Annotated in this window: 24 protein-coding genes and 1 pseudogene; 8 read left to right on the top strand and 17 right to left on the bottom strand. The window is 59.5% G+C overall.

Annotated elements, in window-relative coordinates:
- Window positions 1-23 precede the first annotated feature (23 nt).
- Together VH564_RS14510 and VH564_RS14505 are read right to left on the bottom strand one after the other, a co-directional pair.
- Window positions 24-776 (bottom strand): SDR family oxidoreductase, encoded by a 753-nt coding sequence (locus tag VH564_RS14510; protein ID WP_423340563.1) that lies wholly within the window; start codon window positions 774-776, stop codon window positions 24-26.
- Between the two features lie 67 nt (window positions 777-843).
- Window positions 844-1,323 (bottom strand): carboxymuconolactone decarboxylase family protein, encoded by a 480-nt coding sequence (locus VH564_RS14505; RefSeq protein ID WP_423340562.1) that lies wholly within the window; start codon window positions 1,321-1,323, stop codon window positions 844-846.
- Between the two features lie 139 nt (window positions 1,324-1,462).
- On the opposite strand from VH564_RS14505, the gene VH564_RS14500 reads away from it, so the two are divergent.
- Window positions 1,463-2,380, top strand: coding sequence for a LysR family transcriptional regulator (locus VH564_RS14500; RefSeq protein WP_423340824.1), 918 nt, complete (start codon window positions 1,463-1,465; stop codon window positions 2,378-2,380).
- 74 nt (window positions 2,381-2,454) lie between these two features.
- Here the strand turns inward: VH564_RS14500 and VH564_RS14495 are convergent, their stop codons facing one another.
- The 5 genes from VH564_RS14495 to VH564_RS14475 form a co-directional block, all read right to left on the bottom strand.
- The gene (locus VH564_RS14495) at window positions 2,455-2,925 is read right to left on the bottom strand and encodes a nuclear transport factor 2 family protein (RefSeq protein WP_423340561.1); all 471 of its coding nucleotides are present in this window, start codon (window positions 2,923-2,925) and stop codon (window positions 2,455-2,457) included.
- 107 nt (window positions 2,926-3,032) lie between these two features.
- Window positions 3,033-3,359, bottom strand: a complete 327-nt coding sequence (locus VH564_RS14490; protein WP_056330812.1) for a nuclear transport factor 2 family protein — start codon at window positions 3,357-3,359, stop codon at window positions 3,033-3,035.
- A gap of 12 nt (window positions 3,360-3,371) precedes the next feature.
- Window positions 3,372-4,355 carry a saccharopine dehydrogenase family protein gene (locus tag VH564_RS14485; RefSeq protein ID WP_423340560.1) on the bottom strand — a complete coding sequence of 328 codons (984 nt, stop codon included), beginning with the start codon at window positions 4,353-4,355 and terminating at the stop codon, window positions 3,372-3,374.
- Between the two features lies 1 nt (window position 4,356).
- Complete coding sequence (locus VH564_RS14480) at window positions 4,357-4,752, bottom strand: VOC family protein (RefSeq protein ID WP_423340559.1); 396 nt, start codon at window positions 4,750-4,752, stop codon at window positions 4,357-4,359.
- A 15-nt stretch (window positions 4,753-4,767) separates the two neighbouring features.
- Window positions 4,768-5,511, bottom strand: coding sequence for an SDR family NAD(P)-dependent oxidoreductase (locus VH564_RS14475; protein WP_056330803.1), 744 nt, complete (start codon window positions 5,509-5,511; stop codon window positions 4,768-4,770).
- Between the two features lie 136 nt (window positions 5,512-5,647).
- Here VH564_RS14475 and VH564_RS14470 point away from each other — a divergent pair, with 136 nt between their 5' ends.
- The 6 genes from VH564_RS14470 (at window position 5,648) to VH564_RS14445 (ending at window position 12,589) form a co-directional block, all read left to right on the top strand.
- Complete coding sequence (locus tag VH564_RS14470; RefSeq protein WP_423340558.1) at window positions 5,648-6,529, top strand: AraC family transcriptional regulator N-terminal domain-containing protein; 882 nt, start codon at window positions 5,648-5,650, stop codon at window positions 6,527-6,529.
- A 209-nt stretch (window positions 6,530-6,738) separates the two neighbouring features.
- Entirely contained in the window at window positions 6,739-7,920 is a 1,182-nt protein-coding gene (locus VH564_RS14465) for an MFS transporter (RefSeq protein ID WP_423340557.1), read from the top strand.
- A gap of 382 nt (window positions 7,921-8,302) precedes the next feature.
- Window positions 8,303-8,941: an aldehyde dehydrogenase iron-sulfur subunit PaoA gene (gene paoA / locus VH564_RS14460; protein ID WP_423340556.1), complete on the top strand. Its 639-nt coding sequence runs from the start codon at window positions 8,303-8,305 to the stop codon at window positions 8,939-8,941.
- Complete coding sequence (locus tag VH564_RS14455; protein WP_423340555.1) at window positions 8,938-9,888, top strand: FAD binding domain-containing protein; 951 nt, start codon at window positions 8,938-8,940, stop codon at window positions 9,886-9,888. Before paoA ends, VH564_RS14455 begins: the two co-directional genes overlap by 4 nt.
- 3 nt (window positions 9,889-9,891) lie before the next feature.
- Window positions 9,892-12,090 carry an aldehyde oxidoreductase molybdenum-binding subunit PaoC gene (gene paoC / locus VH564_RS14450; RefSeq protein WP_423340554.1) on the top strand — a complete coding sequence of 733 codons (2,199 nt, stop codon included), beginning with the start codon at window positions 9,892-9,894 and terminating at the stop codon, window positions 12,088-12,090.
- A 103-nt stretch (window positions 12,091-12,193) separates the two neighbouring features.
- On the top strand, window positions 12,194-12,589 hold the full coding sequence (locus VH564_RS14445; RefSeq protein WP_423340553.1) for a (R)-mandelonitrile lyase: 396 nt from the start codon (window positions 12,194-12,196) through the stop codon (window positions 12,587-12,589).
- Between the two features lie 108 nt (window positions 12,590-12,697).
- On the opposite strand, the gene VH564_RS14440 is transcribed toward VH564_RS14445, so the two are convergent.
- The 6 genes from VH564_RS14440 to VH564_RS14415 all read right to left on the bottom strand — a co-directional run bounded on the left by VH564_RS14440 (window position 12,698) and on the right by VH564_RS14415 (window position 17,496).
- Window positions 12,698-13,165, bottom strand: coding sequence for a (R)-mandelonitrile lyase (locus VH564_RS14440; RefSeq protein ID WP_423340823.1), 468 nt, complete (start codon window positions 13,163-13,165; stop codon window positions 12,698-12,700).
- Window positions 13,166-13,335: 170 nt separating this feature from the next.
- Window positions 13,336-13,755 carry a cyclophilin-like fold protein gene (locus tag VH564_RS14435; protein ID WP_423340552.1) on the bottom strand — a complete coding sequence of 140 codons (420 nt, stop codon included), beginning with the start codon at window positions 13,753-13,755 and terminating at the stop codon, window positions 13,336-13,338.
- Complete coding sequence (locus tag VH564_RS14430) at window positions 13,752-14,450, bottom strand: hypothetical protein (protein ID WP_423340551.1); 699 nt, start codon at window positions 14,448-14,450, stop codon at window positions 13,752-13,754. Before VH564_RS14430 ends, VH564_RS14435 begins: the two co-directional genes overlap by 4 nt.
- A 13-nt stretch (window positions 14,451-14,463) precedes the next feature.
- Window positions 14,464-14,937 (bottom strand): cytochrome P460 family protein, encoded by a 474-nt coding sequence (locus tag VH564_RS14425; RefSeq protein WP_423340550.1) that lies wholly within the window; start codon window positions 14,935-14,937, stop codon window positions 14,464-14,466.
- A 151-nt stretch (window positions 14,938-15,088) separates the two neighbouring features.
- Window positions 15,089-16,201: an alpha/beta hydrolase gene (locus VH564_RS14420; protein ID WP_423340549.1), complete on the bottom strand. Its 1,113-nt coding sequence runs from the start codon at window positions 16,199-16,201 to the stop codon at window positions 15,089-15,091.
- Window positions 16,202-16,263: 62 nt separating this feature from the next.
- Window positions 16,264-17,496, bottom strand: a complete 1,233-nt coding sequence (locus VH564_RS14415; protein WP_423340548.1) for an MFS transporter — start codon at window positions 17,494-17,496, stop codon at window positions 16,264-16,266.
- A 97-nt stretch (window positions 17,497-17,593) separates the two neighbouring features.
- Between VH564_RS14415 and VH564_RS14410 the strand changes: the two genes are divergently transcribed.
- Window positions 17,594-18,481 (top strand): LysR family transcriptional regulator, encoded by an 888-nt coding sequence (locus VH564_RS14410; protein WP_423340822.1) that lies wholly within the window; start codon window positions 17,594-17,596, stop codon window positions 18,479-18,481.
- Between the two features lie 53 nt (window positions 18,482-18,534).
- On the opposite strand, the pseudogene VH564_RS14405 reads toward VH564_RS14410, so the two are convergent.
- The 4 genes and pseudogenes from VH564_RS14405 to VH564_RS14390 form a co-directional block, all read right to left on the bottom strand.
- A pseudogene (locus VH564_RS14405) lies at window positions 18,535-19,250 on the bottom strand (IS6 family transposase).
- A complete protein-coding gene (locus VH564_RS14400; protein ID WP_423340547.1) occupies window positions 19,247-20,632 on the bottom strand; it encodes an FAD-dependent monooxygenase in 1,386 nt (461 codons plus the stop codon). Before VH564_RS14400 ends, VH564_RS14405 begins: the two are co-directional and overlap by 4 nt.
- Window positions 20,629-21,132 carry a MarR family winged helix-turn-helix transcriptional regulator gene (locus VH564_RS14395; protein WP_423340546.1) on the bottom strand — a complete coding sequence of 168 codons (504 nt, stop codon included), beginning with the start codon at window positions 21,130-21,132 and terminating at the stop codon, window positions 20,629-20,631. Before VH564_RS14395 ends, VH564_RS14400 begins: the two co-directional genes overlap by 4 nt.
- A gap of 415 nt (window positions 21,133-21,547) precedes the next feature.
- Window positions 21,548-21,940, bottom strand: a 393-nt coding sequence (locus VH564_RS14390) for a zinc-binding dehydrogenase (RefSeq protein WP_423340545.1), incomplete at its 5' end; no start/stop codon positions are given.

Raw genomic sequence — 21,940 nt, 5'->3', positions numbered from 1 at the left:
CCTTCGTGATTGCGGACTGGAATTCACTTGCGAGGAGCTGTGGCGAACCACTGTACAAAACCGATCTTGCCGAGCCGCGGATTGTTGTCGGAAACCAGCGTGCGGTCTTCCAGGTGGGCGCCGAAGTATTTGGCTTGCGGATCGGCAACGACCTGTCGGGTGTCTCCCGTCGCTTCCATATAGCGGGCGACCAGTTCGTTCAGCGGGAAGCGCTCCGGTCCGGCGATCTCGATCAAACCGTTGACCGGGGGTTCAAGCGCCACGTCAGCCATCGCATCCGCGACATCGTCGGAGGCGATGGGTTGCACGAAGGCCGGCGACAGATGCACCTTGCCTTCAACCAGGGCGGACTGCGCGATGCCGCCGAGAAACTCCATGAACTGGGTTGAGTGAACGATCGTGTAGGGAATGCCGGCCTCGCGGATCAGCTTCTCCTGCGCCAGCTTGGCGCGGAAGTATCCGCTATCCTGGAGCTTGTCCGTTCCGACGACGGAGAGCGCGATGTGGTGCTTCACGCCAGCCGCCTTTTCGGCAGCGAGCAGATTGCGGCCGGAGGTCTCGAAGAACTCCATCACTGCCTTGTCCTCGAAGGATGGGGAATTGGCGAGATCGAGAACCACATCCGTTCCCGCCAGCGCCTCGGCCAGCCCCTCGCCGGTAATGGTGTTGACGCCGGTATTGGGAGAGGCGGCGATCACTTCAATGCCTTTTGCCCGAAGGCGGTCGGTGGTCTTCGAACCGATCAGGCCGGTTCCGCCGATGATGACGATTTTCATGCTCGTTCCTCCGTCAGGCGTGCTGACATCGTGTGGTTGTCGGTGAAATGCGGGTGTCTTTCGGACCTCAGTTGAGGCCGGCCTTGTCGAGACCGTAGAGCTTGTCGGCCGAGCCGGGCACGGACTTGAAGGCGATGCTGACACGGTTCCAGGCATTGATGGTCATGATCGAGAAGGTGAGGTCGGAGACTTCCTTCTCCGAGAGCTGGCCGCGGACACGCTCGTAAAGCTCGTCCGGAATGCCGCCTTCAGGCAGCTCGGTAACGGCTTCCGTCCAGGCAAGGGCTGCCCGTTCGCGGGGAATGAACAGGTTGGATTCCCGCCAGATCGAAACGTGATAGAGGCGAAGTTCGCTCTCGCCGTGGATCTTGGCTTCCTTCACATGCATGTCGAGGCAGAAGGCGCAGCCATTGATTTGCGAGGCACGGATATTGACGAGATCGCGGATCGACTGCTCGATGACGCTGTCTTTCAGCGACATGCTGAGCTCGGATATCTTCTTGAAAAATTCGGGGGACTGTGCGGCGTAGTTGAGGCGCTGTGTCATGGCTTTCTCCGTTATTAAGGACTCTAAATATCCTTATGGATATGTAATATCCGTAATTGCTGGACAGGCAACCAAAACCAGCCTAAGCTTTCGGCATAACGCTTATTCCAAATGGTATGGGGGGCAGAGGGGGAGCAGGATGGACGTCGTTTCAGCACTGAGGACATTCTTGCGCGTAGCCGAGACTGGCTCATTCTCTGCGGCGGCGCTGGATCGCGGTCTGACCCAGCCGGCGGTGTCGCGGCAGGTCTCATCACTTGAGGAACACTACAGCACAAGGCTGTTCCACCGATCGACCAACGCCCTTTCCCTGACCGTAGAGGGCGAGCAGATGATTTCGATGGCACAGGAGGTTATCGATGCGGTGGAAGCACTCGGCGAGGCCGCGTCCGCTGATGGCACCATGGCTTCCGGCAAAGTCAAGATTTGTCTTCCGGCGGCGCTCGGTCTCTACATCAGCGATCGGCTTCCCGCCTTCTTGACGGATCGCCCCGGTCTTTCCGTCGATATCGTCTTTTGCGAACAACCTTCGAACCTGATCGGCGAGGGGATCGATCTCGAAGTCCGCCTTGGCGAGGTGTCCGATAGCAATCTGATCTGTCGCCGGATCGGCTGGACGACAGCCTTCCTTGTTGCCGCGCCCAGCTATGTCCAGAGGCGGGGTATGCCCGGCCATCTGCTTGAGCTCCCCGACCATGATTGCATCTGCTATCATCGAGGCGGTGAGGGGCGGTCCTGGAGTTTTTTGAATGGCGCCGACATCGAAAGGGTCAGGGTCAACCCGAGGATGATGTTCAACAATACCGGAGCGGTGCATCGCGCCGCACTCGCCGGCGGTGGATTGGCAGTGCTGTCTCACATTCTTGCACGTGAAGACATCGCTGCGGGACGCTTGGTCAAAATGATGCCGGCCTTTCCGCCCGTGCGGTTGCCTATCACTGTCGTCTACGCCTCGCGCCGAAATCTTCCGCTGCGTGTCCGTGCTGTCCTGGATTTCGTGGTCGATGCCGTTGGTGAGGATGTATTGATGGGGACGGCTGAGGCAGTAACTGCCTGATCTGATTGGCGAGCGAGAATGGCGGTAGAAATCAATCCCACCGCCATTCCATTCGCGTCTTCTTCTTTGGAGGCTTAGATCTCGGAGAGAACCGTCAGATCGCCCGTCCGCCAGACATTGTCGACCGTATTGCGCGTGATGACCCAGACGTTGCCTGCCCGGATCAGCTCGACGTCGTAGCGGTTCTTCATCAGGTAGTGACGCGAGGGATCGCTGCGGGGAACGTGCTGCGCCTCTACGAGAACATCCATGCGTGCAGTGTCGCCATCGATCGCCACCCGCGGATTGCTGACGGAATGCGTGGTGTCCAGGGTAGCAAGCGATGTCGTCAGCGCAGCGACTATGACATCCCGGCCCTCAATGACCGGATAGTCGAAACCGGCCTTGGCAGCAGCCGGCCGGAAGTCGGAGACGGCATTCTCTGCCAGCGAGGAAGCGAGGAGATTGGTGTCGCGAAGATCGATACCGGCGGTGAAGCGATAGAGGGCCTCGACGACCGCGAGCCTGTCTGCGGCATCTTGTACGAACGATGGCGATATGGTCATGAACGTGCTCCTTGTCGTGCCGGAGGCGTGCGGAATGCAAACCCTTCCCGGCATCGGCGCGCTGTGCGCCGATGGGTCTGGTTGGATAGGACTGGAAGGTTGGTCTGTTATTCGAGATCGGCGTCGATGCGCTCGATCAGGCCGTCGGGATTCACCGTGATCTTCAAGATCCCTATCTCGTGTCCGAAATCGCCGGTGAAATCGAGCCGGACGTCCGAATGGAGGCCGTCCAGTTCTTCGACGGACAACAGCTTGCTGCTGGTGCTGAAGCCGACGAAGAAACGCTCGAGGTATTGGCGGACACCATCCTGGCCGACAAAAGCGTCGCCGACCGAGACATCGTCGATGACGGCGTCGGCTGCGAACAGAGACAGAGCCCCTTCGACGTCGAAGGCATTGGCAGTCGCGATAAATGATTCGACGAGCTTCTGCATTTTGCCGGTTCCTCAGACATCGTTGATCGAGGTATCGGCGATGGTCTGTGCGAAGCCGCTTCCGAACAGGGCAGCAGGCGTCTGAAAGCCGGGGTGGAATTCGCCACCAAGAACACGTCGGCTGGCCTCGGCTGCTGCCATCGCCGTGAAGGTGTAGCCGTTGACCGTATCGAGGATGGAACGGGTGACCTTTCCGTCTGCCCCGGTGACTTCGATGGATGCCTGGTAGCGGTTCGCCAGCCGGTCCTCTTCGCTCGGTCCGTCCGGGAGCGCCGAAAGGTCGCCCTGCGGGAAGCCATCGCCGGTGACATGTACGAAGGTTTCCACATCAGGGACGCCCGTCGCACGCCAGATGGTGATGAGATCGGGCAGGGTCACCGGAAAGCAGTCGACCGCGCCCTTGCCGAAATCGAATTTGCGGGTGCCGTCGGCGGCAACGGCGACAAGCTCGCCATCCCTTCGTGCCAGGGTCTCTACGGTGACGTTCTCCATGGCGCTAATCGCCGATCCACGAGAAAGCCCGCCGGCGACAAGAAGCGCGATCCTGATCCTGCGAGGATCGTTCACGCGCGAGACCGTATGTCCCGCGAGACTGCCGAGCATGGCGACACTGCCACCGCCTCCCGGCATGAGCATGACGCTTGCAGCCTTCGCTTTGTCGTCGAAAGTCTCAGCCAGACGATAGCTATCGAGTTCGGCGGCCGTGTCGAGATAGTGGATACTGTTGCGGATCGACGCCTTCATCAGGGCATCGGCCGTGCGCATAAACGGTCCGGCGCAGTTTAGGAGGACGGTGATGCCGGCCAGACCGGCATCGACCGCTGCAGAATCGTCGAGACCAAAGACGCGGTATTCGACGCCGAGTTCTGCAGAAAGCGTCGAGAGGGTCGCTTCGTTTCGGCCGGCGAGAACCAAGGGCGTACCAGCTGCCTTCGCATGCTCCGCCGCCATGCGGCCGGTATAGCCGGTCGCGCCGTAGATCATCAGTTTTGTCATGTCAGTGCTGCCATTCCTTGAAGACGAATTCGAGGCTGTAGCCGTCCGGATCACGGACCTGGGCGGCGTAATAGCGGGGGTCGTAGTGGAGCTGTGTTCCCGGTGGATGGATTTCCGAGGCGCCTGCCATCATGGCGGCGGCAAAGGCGGTATCGACCTGGGAGGTACCGTTGGCGACGAAGCCGATATGAGCGGCACGGCCTTCGACTACGCCTTCGCGGAGCCAGAAAAATACTTTGCCGTTCGCCCCAAACCCCTTTAGGTCGGGATGTTCGGGAGGACCATCCTTTCCCTCGTAGTCATGAGCATGGACGATCCCGAGTGGGGCTAGCGCCACCTCGTAGAACGCGATCGAGCGATCAATGTCGCTGACGGAAATGAAGATATGGTCGAGCATCCTGCTCTCCTCTGATCAGATGATGTAGCCGCCCGCGACCTCAATGTTCTGAGCGTTGATCCAGCGGTTCTCGGTGGAAAGGAGGCTGGCGACGACCCCTCCTATCTCTTCGGGCTCGCCGACACGGCCGAGCGCGGTCTGGCCTGCGAGCATGGCCTCGAACTCGTCGTTCAAGCCGCCGCCGAGTTCAGTGCGGATTGCGCCGGGTGCGATCGAGTTTGCCCGAATGCCTCGCTCACCAAATTCCTTGGCCATGTAGCGGGTCAGGACTTCCAGACCACCCTTGAAAGAGGCGTAGGGTGCAACGCCTGTGGTCGCCACGCGCGAAGTGGCGCTGGTGATGTTGATGATCTGGCCGCCGTCCGCCATTAGTGGCAGCAGGATCTGGGTCAGGAAGAACGGCCCCTTGAGATGGACGTTGAACAGCCCGTCGAACTGTTCTTCCGTAACAGTCGCGATCGGATTGAAGAGGCCGTATCCGGCATTGTTGACGAGATAATCGAAGTCGTCCCGGCCGAAGACGGAACGCAGCTTCGAGGCAACTGAATCCCGGAAGGCCGGAAACGCGCCGGTGTCGCTGACGTCGAGTTTTAGGGCAACGGCCTTACCGCCGTTCTCCATGATTGCCTTCACGACATCGTCCGCTTTTGCGGGGTTGCTGTTGTAGGTCACGACGACGCCCATTCCCTTGCGGGCGCATTCGATGGCTGTGCTGGCTCCGAGACCCCGGCTTCCGCCGGTGACGATGACGACCTTCATGGCTGTTTCCTTGTCCGTTTGGTGTGACCTGAAGCTAGGCCTGCACCGTCTCGCCTGCTCACCTATTTCTCTCAAAAGCTTGCCTATTTCTGCTTTGCGGTTGCCGACAGGAACCCGTTCTGTCACGGTCGCACTCATGGAAAAGCAACTTCAGGAAATGCGCGCTCTGGCGTCGACCGCGGAAAATCGCCGAACAGAAACGGGAATTCCCCGTGTTGCGATGGTCCAGGGCGAGATCCCGGAGCATCGGCTTTCGGCCGTCTACGAGCCGATGATTAACCTGATCCTGACCGGGTCGAAGACGATGACGGTGGGCGAGCGCACCTTTGCCTACGACCCTGCCACTTACTTCGTCATGTCGGTCGACCTTCCGGCGGTTGGATCGGTTCACCCTTCGGTGGCGGGAGAACCCTACCTCGCGGTAAGCCTGACGCTCCACCCGCCGACGGTCGCCGCACTGATCAGCGACCTGCCAGTCCAGGTCTGCAGCAAGCTGTTCGGCTCCGGCTTCTCGATTGCGCCAGTCAGCGAGGAATTCCTTGACGCTTGGGTGCGTATGCTTCGGCTCATGGAGCGGCCAGATGAGATCGCCGTGCTTGCGCCGGCTTATGAGCGGGAAATCCTCTTCCGGGTGCTGCAGGGTCCGCTGGGCTGGATGCTGCGGGACATCGCGGCTCCCGACGCGGCGCTCTCTCGGATCGGAGTTGCGATCCACTGGATCCGAGAAAACTTCGCCAAGCCTCTAAGGGTCGAGGCGCTTGCCGAAATGGCGGCGCTCAGCGTGTCGGCCTTCCATCGTCATTTCAAGGCAGTGACAGCACTCAGCCCGATCCAGTACCAGAAGCAGGTCCGCCTGCTGCATGCACGCACGCTTTTGATGGCTGGAGAAGGAACGGCAACGTCGGTCGCCTTCGGCGTTGGCTATGAAAGCCCAAACCAGTTCAGCCGGGAATACGCAAGACAGTTCGGGCTACCACCCTCGAAGGACGTCGTGCGTCTTCGGGGCGAGGCCGTGTGACGGGCGCTTGGCCCGGGATGTTTTTCTCCAACGACCGCTTGGGGGACTCACCGTCTTAAGCTCTGCGCCAGGAGCGCCAGAAATCACCACACTTCGATTGTGATCGAAGCTTCGCTTCTGCGAAGCTGCCATAAGGGCCTTTCGCCACTGGAGCTCAGGTCATGATATCTTGCCGACCATCTAAGACGGAACCCTTCTTCGGCTGGCATGTGGTCACTGCCACCTTTGTGCTGGCAGTCTTTGGCTGGGGTGTCGGATTCTACGGGCCACCGATCTACTTGCAGATGGTGGTCCAGCGAACAGGATGGTCCGTCGCGCTTGTCTCGGCTGCCGTAACGATGCACTTTTTGGTCGGCGCGGTCGCCGTCGCAAACCTTCCTCGACTGTATCGGCTTGCGGGTGTTCCCTTGGTCACCGTCACCGGCGCGCTTCTTCTCGCCATCGGCGTCGTCGGTTGGTCCGTAGCCGACCAGCCGTGGCACCTGTTGGCCGCCGCTCTCTTGAGCGGAACGGGCTGGGTTGCGATGGGCGCTGCGGCGGTAAATGCCATTATCGCACCCTGGTTTGTCCGCGCCCGCCCGGCAGCACTGTCCATGGCATATAATGGGGCGAGTGTGGGTGGTGTGGTCTTCTCGCCCCTGTGGGTCATGCTCATTGCCTCGAGCGGGTTTGCACAGGCAGCCGTCATCGTCGGCATCTCGATGGTCACCATCGTGGCCGCCTTGTCTGTTCTGGCCTTTTCCAAATCGCCAAGCGATCTGGGACAGTATCCGGACGGAGCACGGCCGGGACAGGGGCCTGCGGCTCCGCCGCTTAATGCGCCCTCAGCGGATGCTTTGCTGTGGCGTGACCGCCGCTTCCTGACTCTGGCAGCGGGTATGGCTGCCGGGCTGTTCGCGCAGATCGGGCTCCTGGCCCATCTGTTTTCTATCATGGACCCTATCTTCGGATCACAGGCGGCGGGAGTGCTGATGGGAGGTGCGACCGCTGCGGCAATCGTCGGGCGCACTGGCATCGGCTGGCTCATGCCGGTTTCGGCCGACCGCCGTCTGATCGCGTCCGCCAGCTATGGTGTCCAGATCACCGGCACCCTGATACTTCTGGCGACGGGTGGCGAAAATGCTGCAGCAATTGTTGTCGGAGTTCTGCTTTTCGGCCTCGGCATTGGAAATGCCACATCGCTCCCACCTCTTATCGCCCAAGTGGAATTCGACCAGACCGATCTCTCCCGCGTGGTGCCGTTGATCGTGGCTCTGAGCCAGGCGACCTATGCCCTCGCACCCGCGCTGTTTGGCATCGCCCGGACATTCTCCGACCCCGCCGTTTTCAAATTGGCGGTGGCGATTCAGCTTTTGGCAGCTTTAGCGTTTTTAGCCGGACGGCATAAATGACTGCTTCGGGCTGAGAGCGCCCCATGCGGAGCGGCAAACATTGCTGGAATTAAAAGAATAACAATGTCGTCACAGCTCTTGGACGACGGGTCACGGGTTCGTATCGCATCAAGGCGCCGGACCATAATTGCCCGGATCAACGGCTCCATCATCTTCAAGATCTGTAGTTCGCGTTCAGACACACCGGCTCGTGAACTGCGTGGGAAGGTGACCTGCTAGTGGAACGACCACTAACTTGTTCGCGAACGCAACTACCATTGATGTTCACCATCGATAAGTCCATGCGAAAATCAGCCCCTAATCATCTGATCCTGCCGCACTAGCTTTATATTGCGCTGCGGGTTGTAGCGCCTCGCGTCCATCTGTGGAACTGGAGCTGGCCATGCAAACCCTGAAGCAACTTGAAATCTCCCGACGAAACTTACTTATCACGTCTGCTGCGGCCGTCGCGGCGACCAGCGCTCAACCGCTCACGGCGGCAGCGCAATCTTCGGGGAGTACGATGAACCTCAGCACCTCTGTAGCATTTGCCGTCAACGGCGAGCGGCGCGAACTGAACATCGACAACAGGACGACCTTGCTCGACGCCTTGCGCGAACACCTGCATCTGACTGGCACGAAGAAGGGCTGCGACCACGGGCAATGCGGCGCCTGCACCGTCATCGTGGATGGTCGTCGCGTCAATTCATGTCTGGCGCTTGCCGTCATGCACGAGGGCGATGAGATCACCACCATCGAAGGTCTCGGCGAACCAGGCAGCCTCCACCCGATGCAGGCTGCGTTTGTGAAGCACGACGGTTTCCAGTGCGGTTACTGTACGCCAGGCCAGATCTGTTCCTCCCTCGCGGTTCTTGAGGAGATCAAAGCGAATATTCCGAGCCACGTGACGGCCGACCTCACTGCGCCGGTTTCGGTCACTTCTGCAGAGATCCGCGAGCGCATGAGCGGCAACATCTGTCGATGCGGCGCCTATTCCAACATCGTGGATGCCATCACCGAAGTCGCGGGGACAAAAGCATGAAAGCCTTCACCTATGAGCGCGCCTCTTCGGTCGAGGCCGCGGCCAAAGTGGCCGCATCCAACCCGAGCGCCAAATTCATCGCCGGCGGCACCAATTTGCTCGATCTGATGAAGCTCGAGATCGAGGCGCCGACTCATCTGATCGACGTCAACGGTATTGGCCTCGACAAAATCGACGAAACCCCTGAAGGCGGACTGCGCATCGGGGCTTTGGTGCGCAACACCGATCTTGCCGCGAATGAAAGCGTTCGCCGCGATCATGGGCTGCTCTCTCGGGCTCTGCTTGCCGGTGCGTCAGGCCAGCTCCGTAACAAGGCGACGACTGCGGGCAATCTACTGCAGCGGACGCGCTGTCCGTATTTCTACGACACCAACCAGCCCTGCAACAAACGGCAGCCGGGTAGCGGCTGTTCGGCGATCGGCGGGTTCAGCCGTCAGCTGGGGGTCGTCGGCGTCAGTGATTCATGCATCGCGACCCACCCAAGTGACATGGCAATTGCACTGCGGGCGCTCGACGCCGTCATCGAGACCGTGAAACCGGATGGACGTCGCCACGCGATACCGATCGCGGAGTTTCATCGCCTGCCGGGCGACACGCCGCATCTCGAAACTGTTCTCGACCAAGGCGAGTTCATAACCGCTGTCGTTCTCCCCGCGCCCGTCGGCGGTCGCCACATCTACCGAAAGGTTCGCGACCGAGCATCTTACGCCTTCGCGCTTGTTTCGATCGGTGCGGTTATCCACCCTGACGGTACAGGGCGCGTTGCGGTCGGTGGAATTGCTTACAAGCCATGGCGAATTGAAGCGGCAGATGCCGAGCTCGCGAACGGAGCCAAGGCAACCTCCGCAGCGCTGCTGGCAGATGCGCGTCCGACGGAGCAGAACCGATTTAAAATAGATCTGGTCGAGCGCACGCTCGGGGCCGTGATCGCAGAAGCGAGGGGTTGAGCCATGAAGTTCGACACGCCAGCAACGACCAACCCGATCGACCAGCTCAAAGTCGTCGGCCAGCCCATCCATCGGATCGATGGTCAGTTGAAGACCACCGGCCGCGCGAAATACGCTTACGAGTGGCATGACGCCAACATCCCGTATGCCTATGGCTATCCGGTCGGGGCCTATATCGCCAAGGGCCGGATCAAATCGATGGACGTCGCCGCCGCGCAAAAGGCGCCGGGTGTTTTGGCTGTTGTCACGACGCTCAACGTCGGCGACCGCAAGAAAGGCAAGTTTAACACCGCGAAGTTGTTCGGCGGTGACGAGGTGCAGCATTACCATCAGGCGATCGCCGTGGTTGTGGCCGAGACTTTCGAACAGGCCCGCGCCGCAGCAGCATTGGTGAAGGTAGACTATGCCGAGGAAGCTGGTGCCTTCGATCTTGAGGAGGCGATGAAAACCGCCGAGAAGCCAGCGGACTCGCAGCAGCCAGACACTGCAGTAGGCAATTTCGACGGCGCCTTTGCGAGTGCGGCGGTCACGCTTGACGAGACTTACACCACGCCGGATCAGTCACATGCGATGATGGAGCCGCATGCTTCGATTGCAGCTTGGGACGGCGATGAGGTCACGGTGTGGACGTCCAGTCAGATGATCGACTGGTGGCGCAGCGATCTTGCCACCACGCTTGATATCGACAAGGAGAAGATCCACCTGATGTCGCCGTTCATTGGCGGCGGCTTCGGCGGCAAGCTTTTCTTGCGGTCGGATGCCGTCTTGGCGGTTCTGGGGGCGCGTGCGGCGAAACGGCCGGTGAAGGTTGCTTTGCCACGTCCGTTCATAATGAACAACACAACACACCGGCCGGCGACGATCCAGCGGATCAGGATCGGGGCAGGGCGGGATGGCAAGATCACGGCGATTGCGCACGAAAGCTGGTCGGGTGACCAACCCGGGGGCCAGCTCGAAACTGCGGTCGCGCAGACACGTCTACTGTATGCTGGCGCAAACCGGATGACGGCGATGCGCCTTGCGACATTGCATCTACCCGAAGGCAATGCCATGCGCGCCCCTGGCGAAGCTCCAGGTCTGATGGCGCTTGAGATTGCGATCGACGAAATGGCCGAAAAGCTGGGCATCGATCCGGTGCAGTTCAGGATCCTCAACGATACGCAAGTGGACCCCGAGAAGCCGGAGCGGCCATTCTCACACCGCGACCTTGTCGGCTGCTTGAAGCTTGGCGCCGAACGCTTCGGCTGGAACAGCCGAGGTCGGCCGGGCGCTTGCCGCGAGGGGAACTGGTTGATTGGGCAGGGTGTCGCGGCCGCATTCCGCAATAACCTGGTCCTGCCATCTGGCGCGCGTGTGCGGCTGGATCAACACGGCATCGTCACCGTCGAGACGGATATGACGGATATCGGTACCGGGAGCTACACGATCATCGCCCAGACCGCCGCCGAGATGTTGGGCCTGCCGATGGACAAAGTGGCTGTCCATCTGGGTGATTCCCGCTTCCCGGTGTCCGCTGGGTCCGGCGGACAGTTTGGGGCGAACTCGTCCACATCCGGCGTCTACGCCGCCTGCGTGAAACTGAGGGAGGCCGTCGCGGCAAAGCTCGGCTTCAACTCTGCTGATGTCGTCTTCGAAAACAGCGAGGTTCGCTCTGGCAACCGATCCGTTCCACTTGCGCAAGCCGCAGGCGCGGAGGGGCTTGTTGGTGAAGACACGATGACCTGGGGCGATCTGACCGAGACGCATCAGCAATCGACCTTCGGTGCCCACTTCGTCGAGGTTGGCGTCGATGTCGCAACTGGCGAGAGCCGTATCCGCCGCATGCTTGCCGTCTGCGCCGCAGGCCGCATCCTCAATCCGATTACAGCACGTAGCCAAGTGATCGGGGCGATGACGATGGGAGTGGGCGGGGCGCTTTCGGAAGAGCTAGCCGTTGATACGCGTCGCGGCTTCTTCGTTAATCACGACCTTGCAGGCTATGAGGTTCCGGTCCATGCCGATATCCCGCATCAGGACGTGATCTTCATGGATGAAACAGACCCGATGTCGTCGCCGATGAAGGCGAAAGGTGTCGGCGAACTCGGTCTCTGCGGTGTAGCTGCAGCCATTGCCAATGCCATCTATAACGCATCGGGGGTCAGAGTGCGGCACTATCCGATTACGCTCGACAAGCTCATCGGCGGGCTTCCCGAAATTGCCTGAGCCGCAGTGGTGGTGGCTTAATCAGGCCACTGCCACAGAGCAGACGACGACGTCTCGTAACACTGGTCGGGATCGTCCTGCAGAAAACTGAATAGGAACTCACATGAAAATCGACAGAAACGGATCCCAGCCTTCTGCGAAAGGTCCGGCAGAGTGGTTCACCGGGACCGTCAGGATCGATCCGCTCTACAGCGCAAACGATGCACGCCGTGGTGCCGCCGGCGTCGTCACATTCGAACCTGGCGCGCGTACTGCCTGGCATACGCATCCATTGGGTCAGACGCTGATCGTCACCGCAGGCTTCGGTCACGTGCAGCGCGAAGGCAGTGCCATTGAAGAAATTCGACCAGGCGACGTTGTCTGGTTCGAGCCCGGCGAAAGACATTGGCACGGCGCATCACCGACAACCGCTATGACGCATATCGCGATCCAGGAGCACCTTGAGGGCAAAGTCGTAGACTGGCTCGAGCACGTCAGCGACGATGAATACAGCAGATAGTGCCGCAGAACTCTGGTTATAAGAAACATTTTGGCCCGGCAGGCGGCTCCAGGTCGAAACGCATAAAATGGGAATGCCAGGCGGCCTGCTGACCGCCCGGCATTCTGCTTAGTCGAGGTACTGCTCGTCGGTGACCTTTTCCATCCAGTCCACGGCTTTTCCGTCCTTAACATTCGACACAGCTATATGGCTTACGCCGTTCTTGTCTGTGGCTCCGTGCCAATGCTTGACGCCTGGCGGTGTCCAGACCACGTCACCGGGGCTGATACGGCGCTTCTCACCGCCTTCCTCCTGAACCCAACCGGCCCCTGAGGTGACGATCAATACCTGGCCAGCAGGATGCGTATGCCATGCCGACCGTGCACACGGCTCAAACGTCACGAGGCCGCCGGAGTTACCCGTGTGCTCATTGTTCACGTAAAGCATGTCGACGGTAACGGATCCGGTGAAGTTTGCTTCGGGTCCGCGAGCGCTCGGCCTTGAGCCCGCAGGAAAGATTTCCATGGACTCTGCGAATGCGCCTGATGCTGACACGGCGCAGAAAATCATGACAGTCGTGGCAAATAGTTTCATTATCTCGTTCTTTTGTCGTCTTGACGAAGTTGGTCCGGCTTTGGCTCCGCTCCACAGTCAGTGTCGAGCCGATCGAACGCATGAAATGTCTCGGCGGTGGCGGATAAGCCGAGGTGAGAGTAGATTTCTGAGGAGCCGTCTGAGCTGGGTAAGTGGCGCTCCGCAGCCCGAACTCATGGAGCCTTTTCGATCTTGACGGTCACTTTTCCGGGGCGGTCAAATACTGAAACGTCGCCTCGGACCTGCCCCAGGATCACGATACCGGGCTGCGGAACGCGCCCGTCGCGGTAGTAGATGACGAAATCCCCAGAGCTCCAAAGCCCAAGAGTGCCAGCGGAAAATTCGCGCTGACGAGGAGCAGCCGGCAAGGTGGCCGGCAGGTCCCCCGTTTTTTCCTGACGAAGATGATCATCCATCTCAATCGTCAACGGCAGCATGGCGACGAGCGCGCGAGCGGCCGCGTTATCCGCCAGTTCGGCGGAAACATTGCCCCATTCAGACGAAATCAGAATATGGTCCTGCGCCAAGGCGGATCCTCCAAGGTTGAGCGTGAACGCTGCGGCAATTAAACCTGCGCTAAAAATCTGTTTCATGTCTGACCTTCCGTTGTACGAATACGCGTTTTATTGAGCAGTCTCAGACAGATCATGGCGTAGTGGGAAAGCACTGCCACCCCTGCCATTACTACTGTCCAATGCCCGAAGAACGGCGAGACTGCAGTAGTGAAGTCCCAGAACTCCACGCTGTAGCCGAACATCAGCTTGGTCGACACACCAAGCACCGTGAAACTCCAGGCACCAAGGCCCAGAAGCAACAGGGCCGCCAGCCGCAGCACGCCGGACCTAGTCGGTGACGGTGATAGCCTCAAAACGGTCCCTGCTACTGTCATCACGCGCGTCCAATGGGTCCCTGCATGAACGGCGACAATGATTGCAACCCAATATGCCGAAAACCAGTGAAGTTCGATGATTGTCACGTCGTTGCTGAACTGGGCAAAGCTCAGAACCGACCGTGAGATAAACACGCTGGTCACTATCAGCACCGTCATGGTTATCCCAAGCCAGACATGTGTCACCAGGACCACCCACCGGCGAGCATCATAACGACCGCTGCGGAGCTTCACGAACCAGCGCCGGTTCATGGTCAGGTGCCACCCAAGAAAGCCGAACATGGCTGTGCCGAAGATTTCATGCGGACCGTTGTCGAGCCACCAGTAGGCAAGCCCTGCTATCAGCAGGGACATCATGCCGGCCGGAAGAAGCAGACGATCCCGAGCTGACTGTAACATCGCGGTTCCTCATTCACAGCGGATCATCGTCGGACATCGCGCCGCTCATGGTGAACATGAATTGCTCGGGCTGTTGCGAGCGGTGGCAGGAATAGCAACGCGCCACATTCTCGTCCGCCTTGACGCTACGATCCGGCCAAAACCACTGGTATTCCCATTGATCCGCGCCGGCGCCAATCTTCTGGGCCACGAGGTAACGTGTCAAAACATCGCTCTGATAATCGATGAGAACCATATGGGTGCCGGTTGGAACAGGTTGCCCGGCTTTGAGCGCTGAGAGGGCGGCCGGGTTGGTCAGCATATGCTCGCGGGTGATCCCTCGCCGAACGGTGGTGTAGTGCACGAGTTGTTCCAGCGGGGGAAACGTCACGGACTTTGACGCTGCAAGCGCTGGGGTTGGCAACACCTCGGTGTCAACAATGAAGTAGCCCGTCAGGACAATGGCGAGCAGCCCAACCAGCAAGGCAGACCGGCGAAACAGTTTCATAGCTTATCCTTCAAGTCGTGCGGTCAAAACAACTGCCGCACCGGCGATCGCTCTTAATCGGGCGGATCTGGAATTGCCCCCACGCAGACGGCAAAGCCCGCGTGGCGGCAACGAAGCAAGAAGCCTCAGCAGGCTCGTCCTTGCTCGATTCCTATGCGAGGTGCTGATCAAAGAAGCCCTTCAGCCTGTCGAAGGGGATGAGGTCGACGCGGTCATAAAGATCGACGTGACCAGCACCTTTGACCCATACGAGTTCCTTCGGCTCGGACGCGCGGTTAAAGGCGTCCTGGCTGAATTCCTTCGAGTGGGCCTGGTCGCCTGAGATGAACAACATCGGCCGTGGCGAGATCGTCTCGATATCGTTGAACGGATAGAAGTTCATGAACTTGACGCTGCTGCTCAGCGTCGGTTTTGTCGTCGTTTCTCGGGTCACACCAGCAGGCGTGAACTCGCCACGCGGCGTGCGGTAGAAGTCGTAGAATTCGCGCTGGATTGAATCCGTCTCGGCCGTCAGTTCGAGCGTGGTGCCGCCGATGTACCGGATATTTGCACCATCCGCTTCAGCCCAGCGCTGTTCGGCCGCGGTCGCGATGAACTGCTTGCGCTGCTCGACCGTCTTCGACTTGTTGAGCGCATCGCGAAAGGCTGCGCCCATGTCATACATGCTGACGGTCGCAACAGCCTTAATGCGCGGATCGATCTTGGCAGCGCTGATGACGAAGCTGCCGCTACCGCAGACACCGATCGCGCCGATATTCTGTCGATCGACGAAGTCGCTCTGTCCGAGGAAGTCGACGCCGGCGCTGAACGCTTCGGCATAGGCTTCCGGTGAAACCAGATTGCGCGACTGGCCTTCGCTTTGCCCCCAGAAGGGGAGGTCGATCGACATGGCGACAAAACCCTGCTCCGCCATTTTGGTGGCATAAAGGTTTGCGCTCTGTTCCTTGACCGCTCCCATCGGGTGACCGACGATGATGGCAGGGCTCTTGGCCGTCCGGTCGAGCCCGTTGGGCAGGTAGAGGTTGCCGGAAACCGACGTCTGGTACTGTGTTTTGAACGTGACCTTGTGCAGGGTCACCTTATCACTGGTGTAGAAATTGGATGCGCCGTTGGACATGTCTTGCGCCCTTGCACTCATCGTATCGAAGATCGACATCGCGCCGAGAGCGGCTACGCCTGCCCCCGTCATCTTGAGAAGGTTGCGGCGATCGATACCGGTACTAGAGGCGTTTGTGTCGTCGTCTGGGATGGTGTTGTTCGTCATTTGCTTATCTCCTGAGGTAGTGCTTCGATGGAAGAGGGTTCGAATGGAGTGACCGCGGGTGTTCACCGGCGTGTTGACCGCCAGGCCGCGACGGCCAGCAGGGATGAGCCGGCAAGCAGGACTGCGGCGAACAGGAAGGTGGACCACCAGCCAGTTGCGTCGAACAGCACGCCGCCTGTTGAAGCACCCAAGGTGATGGCAAGCTGGATGGTTGCGACCTGCAATCCGCCGCCGGCCTCCGCGTCGTCAGGCATGGTGCGGCTCAGCCACGTGCCCCACCCAACCGGGGCGGCCGTGCCGAACAGACCCCACCCGATCAACAGGGCGGCTGTGGAGGTAGTGGATGATCCGACGGCAATCAGGCTCAAGGCGATTAGGGCCATGATCAGCGGGATTGCCACGAGAATAGGAAACAGCCGGTTCTGAAGCAGATGGCTGACGAGATACGTCCCTACGACACCCGCAAGCCCCATCAACAGCAGCAGAAGGGATAGGGTCGATATCGACACTTCCGTTACCATCTCCAGAAATGGCCGCAGATAGGTGAACAGCGCGAACTGGCCCATGAACAGCAGCATGATCGAGGCCATGCCGATCGCGACCTGCGGGCGCCGAAGTAAACGAAAGACGTTGGATGATCCCTCGTTGCGCTGCGGTGGCAACGAGGGCAGGCTGATCCACTGCCAGACGAGCGCGACAAGAGCGAGCGGTACGACCGCGAAGAAGGCGCCTCGCCAGCCGATATAGTTGCCTAGCAGGCTTCCAAGCGGCGCGGAGATCGTCGCGGCAATGGCGTTGCCCGCGTTCAGCATCGCCAGCCCCTTTGGGACCGACTGTTCTGGAACCAGTCGCATGACGATGGACGTCGACATCGACCAAAAGCCGCCGATGGCGACCCCGAGCATGGCTCGGCCGATCATCAGCACGAGATAGTTCGGGGCAAAAGTGACGATCGTTCCTGAGATCACCAGGATCAGCGAAAAGGACGCGAGAACCAATCGCCGGTCCAGCCGCCGTGTCAGACCGGCTACCAACAGACTGGTCAGCACGGCGAAGATCCCCGAGATCGAGATCGCTTGGCCGGCACGACCTTCGGTGACACCCAGTTCAATTGCTATTGGCGACAAGAGGCTGACCGGCATGAATTCCGATGCGATCAGCACGGCAACGCACAAGGCCATCGAGATGACCGCGCCCCAGGCAGCAACGGGCACCGCCGAAGTGGCAGGCGCCGCCGCGTTCGGTTCGGCTTCGCCATCGAGAAATTTAGGTCGTGTGAGAGCTTGTTGTGTCATGGCGGCAATATATGCCGCGTGCAGTTCGATGATTAGTCATTGCAATTCGCTTGGACTTATCGGTCTATGACATGAATGGACGATGCAGGAGGTGGCGATGAAACGCGAAGATCTCAACGACATGCTCTGGTTTCTGGCGGTTGCGGAAGAGCGAAGCTTTACGAAGGCAGCAGCGAAGCTCGGGACATCGCAGTCGACAATCAGCCACACGATCAAGAAGCTTGAAGCCCGGATGGGAATCCGGCTTCTAACTCGTACCACTCGGAGTGTAGTCCCGACAGGGGCCGGAGAGCGACTGATCCGCTCGCTGGCGCCGCGTATCCAAGAGCTCGAAACCGAGATCGACGAGTTGATGGAAATCAGGGACAAGCCAACCGGCTCGGTCCGCATCACCTTGTCGGATCACGCGCTGGAAAGCGTCGTCTGGCCGAAGCTGCGGGCATTGCTCAAGCAGTATCCGGATATCAGGGTGGAGCTGAACAGCGATAACGGCTTCAGGAACATCGTTGAGGAAAAGTTCGATGCCGGCGTGCGCCTTGGCGAAAGCCTGGACAAGGATATGATTGCCGTTCGCATCGGTCCTGACTGGCGCTTGGTCGCGGTCGCCTCTCCAGACTATTTTGAGAAGCGAGCCGCTCCAGAAACGCCCCGTGACCTTGTTGCTCACGACTGCATCAACCATCGGCAAGCTCGGGCCGGCGGCCTCTATGTGTGGGAGTTCGAAAAAGACGGTGCGGAAGTTCGGGTCCGGGTCGATGGTCAGCTCATCTTCAACACGTCCTACGCGATGATCGACGCAGCCGTCAGCGGGTATGGCATCGCCTATGTGCCGGAAAGTCTCGTGTTGGATAAAATTGCTTCGGGGCAGCTTGTGCAGGTGCTCGATGATTGGACGCCGTTGTTCCCCGGCTACTATTTGTATTATCCGAGCCGCCGGCAGAATTCGCCCGCTTTCAGAGTCATCGTCGAAGCATTGAAGGCCTGAAGGGCACTGTAAACTTATGGACCTCGGGTCAAGTTAGGGCACGAGGTCTGCAATTAGGCTACCTGAAGGTGAGCGATCTCGCTCCATATCTGCGTCGCGGCTACTCGCAGCTCGCGATAATGGAGAGATGAAATGTCGTGGCGGGGAATTTGGAAGAGGTTGGCGATAGGGTCGTGGATGGAAACGAAACGCTGAAGATGTCGTGCCGACTTGAAGCGCTTCATGATTCGCTCTCGCCTTCGGATCGGCTGATGGGAGCTTTCTGCCCGATTGTTCAGTCCCTTATGTGAACGATGCTCGACGGCGGGCATGATCTCCCGCTTCGCCGCACCGTAGGACCGGAGCTTGTCGGTGATCATCACGCGAGGCGAACGGCCTTGTCCCTTTAGGAGTTTTCGCATCAAACGCTTTGCAGCCTTGGCATTGCGGCGGCTCTGGACAAGGACGTCAAGGACGAAACCATCCTGATCGACGGCGCGCCAGAGCCAAGGTTTCTTGCCGCCAATGGAGATGACGACTTCATCGAGATACCATTTGTCGCCAAGCTTTCCGGCCCGCGCCGCCGGATTTCATTGGCAAAGCGCCGCCCGAATTTCTCGGCCCAAAGGCGGACTGTCTGGTGCGAGACAGTTATCCCGCGCGCCGCCAGTAAGTCTTCGACCATGCGCAAGCTGAGCGGGAAGCGAAGATAAAGCCAGACGGCATGAGCAATCACTTCAGCTGGGAACCGGTGGCGGCGATAAAGGGGATCACGAACGGTTTGGGTCATGCCGCAAAATCGCACAGGGCAATCGCCGAGGGGTTAACGTTACGATGCCCGCTGTCGGGTGCGCGGTCTCCGGCTTGTGGTCCGTGGCGGTGCAGGATGTCGCCAAGGCCGCGAAGATGATCTTCGCTTAACGGGCTTTCGGGATAGCCGACCGAGAGCTGCTGCAGGTCGTCGCTGCCCTGGAGCGCGGTCCCAACGCTCGGCAGGAGCCGGGCTGCAACGTCGATTGCTGCATCCTTCAACCGGCCACGGTAGACACTGTTGTGGAAACCTTTCGTCTGGCGCTCATCCAGCCCGCGATGTTCGCCTCCACGCTCGGCGTCATAGGACCCGAGCAACGTCGGTGAGGCTTTTGCGTGGAGCACTGTGGCGAGCCTCCAAGCGAGACCAACAGCATCGTGCAAACCGGCGTTCATCCCCTGTCCGCCGATCGGCAACGTCCGATGACCGGCATCGCCCGCAAGGAAGACCCTGTCCTTCGCGTAGTGTGCGGCCACACCGTGCTGAAAACGGCTGTGCGTCAACCAGATCGGATCGCTGAGCGTCAATGTCTCGTCCTCCGTCACCTCGCGCGCAATCGCCTGCATCTCCTCAAGCGTTGGATCGCGATCGGGAATGCCGGTGTCGTCGGCCAGGAAGAATAGACGATGATAGCCGCCCCAGACCGGCAGCACGCCGCAGAAACCTTTGGGATAGTAGAAGAACCAGAGCTGGTTGAAATCCGTTGACCGACGCCAGGAGAGTTTTGCATCAACCTGACGGTTCATGCAGTCCGGCAACTGCTCCGACTGGAAATCGAGACCGAGGATGCTTCTGACCATGCTGTCCCCGCCATCCGCGCCGATCAGATAACGGCATCGCAGGGTTTCGACGGGACCGTGGCTTTGTGGGTCCTCAGGGGTATCGCCTAAGCTTCCCTTTTCGTCATGCGAGGCGCCGATCGTAACTGTGACGCCTTCTGCATCCTGGACGAAGGCGAGAAGCTTCCGGCCACGCTCTAGACTTCGTCCCCGCGCTTCGATCTGCTCCGTGAGCGTCGTCTCAATGACATCCTGACCGCTGTAGAGCACTTTGCCGTAAGGGCTGTCGACATCGGCAATCTCGACAGGGTCGACAGGCCGCCCGTTAATCAAGGTGCTGACGCTGGTGATGGCGTAGGCCTTCTCGGCAATCGCCCCGCGAATACCGATGCTGGCCAGTAGCTCCTGGGGCCGCGCCCAGAGGTTGTTGGCCCGGGAATAGGGTTTCGGCATCTGACGCTGCTCGATGATGCGGAAGTCGACCCCGTGATGTGCAAGCGCGCAGGCGAGTACAAGGCCGACAGGGCCGCCGCCGACAATAAGGACATCGGTGTCGAAGGCGTTCTGGGTGGGTCCGGTCATTGTTGATCCTTCGGGACAATTTGGGGGGTGCTTGCGGAAGAGGCAGATCGTGCAAGTTCCTCGGCGATGAGATCCTTCATCTCGCTGAGAACAGCGAGCGCGCCCGCCAGCCGCCCGGATCCGATCCGCTCGATGAAGCGCTGGTCGACAGGCGCAGCAGCGTCCTCGGCTGCGTCCAACGCGGCCCGGCCATGTGTGGTCAAGGTAACGAGCTTGGCGCGTTGGTGATGGGGGTTTGGTTCGAGGACGATGTATTCATGCGCTGCCAGTAGATCCACGACCCGCTGCACGCCCTGTCGGGTCAGGCCCATGTTGCGGGCGATCTGGGCGACCGTGAGCGGCACCGGGGAATAGCCGAGTGCACCCAGCACCTGCCACCATGCGGTGGTTAGCCCGGCGGGCCGGACCAGCTTGTTGCCCAGGTCGGTCAGGTATCCGTTCGTCTCGAACACGGTAATGACGAGGTTGCGAACGAGGGGGAAGCTGGAATCTCTTTTCATGCCGTTGTAACTGAATCATGACAGCATGTTGTCAATACTCAGCTTCTAGAAAATGATTTTAAGCACCGATGCAGCCAGATGACGTGAAGCTTCTACCGAGCGCTCCCGGGACTATGCGAGCTTCGCAACATTTCGCCAGGAACCCCACTTTTAGTCGAACTTGGCAAAATGCTATCAAGGCGATGATGTGTTGGGCTGCGATATCCGGAAATAATTTCCGCGTCCAAATGCTGGCCGCTGGTCCGATACCCATCAAGGCGTAGGGACAAACTTTGGCAGCCGCTGTCTACTATTCCGAAATACCAGTCGCGGAAATTGGCAAGTATCAACAGGGTGGACGTAGAACAGCGGCGACCAGTTAGGTCGCCACTGGAGTTGATAAAGCGTTTCCTTTGCTTAGCTATTTGCTGGCTGCCTAGACGCTCAAGACATTGAGGATGATTTTTCCTTTGTTCCGCACTCTCTTCCCCTCTAACATTTCATGAGCAGCAATCGCATCTGACAGTGGCAGCACGTCGCCGACGTTGGTCTTCAGAAATCCGCCATCGACCATTGCGGCGATTTCATCCAGCTCAGCTGTCGAGACAGCGACCAGGAAGAACGCTGCGGTGACATCGTGTTTTGAGGCGAGCTCCTGATCTGGCTTGGACACTGCAGATATAAGCTTTCCGCCTTTTTTCAGGACAGCAAAAGATCGGGTCTGAGTTTCACCTCCGACGAGGTCGATGACGGCATCCACCTCGGATACCTGCTCTTCGAACCGACTGGCACGATGGTCAATGACCTGGTCCGCTCCCAGATTTTTGAT

The organism is Rhizobium sp. HT1-10 (assembly GCF_049472505.1).
Taxonomy (GTDB): domain Bacteria; phylum Pseudomonadota; class Alphaproteobacteria; order Rhizobiales; family Rhizobiaceae; genus Rhizobium.
Note: the sequence above shows the minus strand (reverse complement) of the source record. Positions and strands in the feature narration are given on the sequence as shown.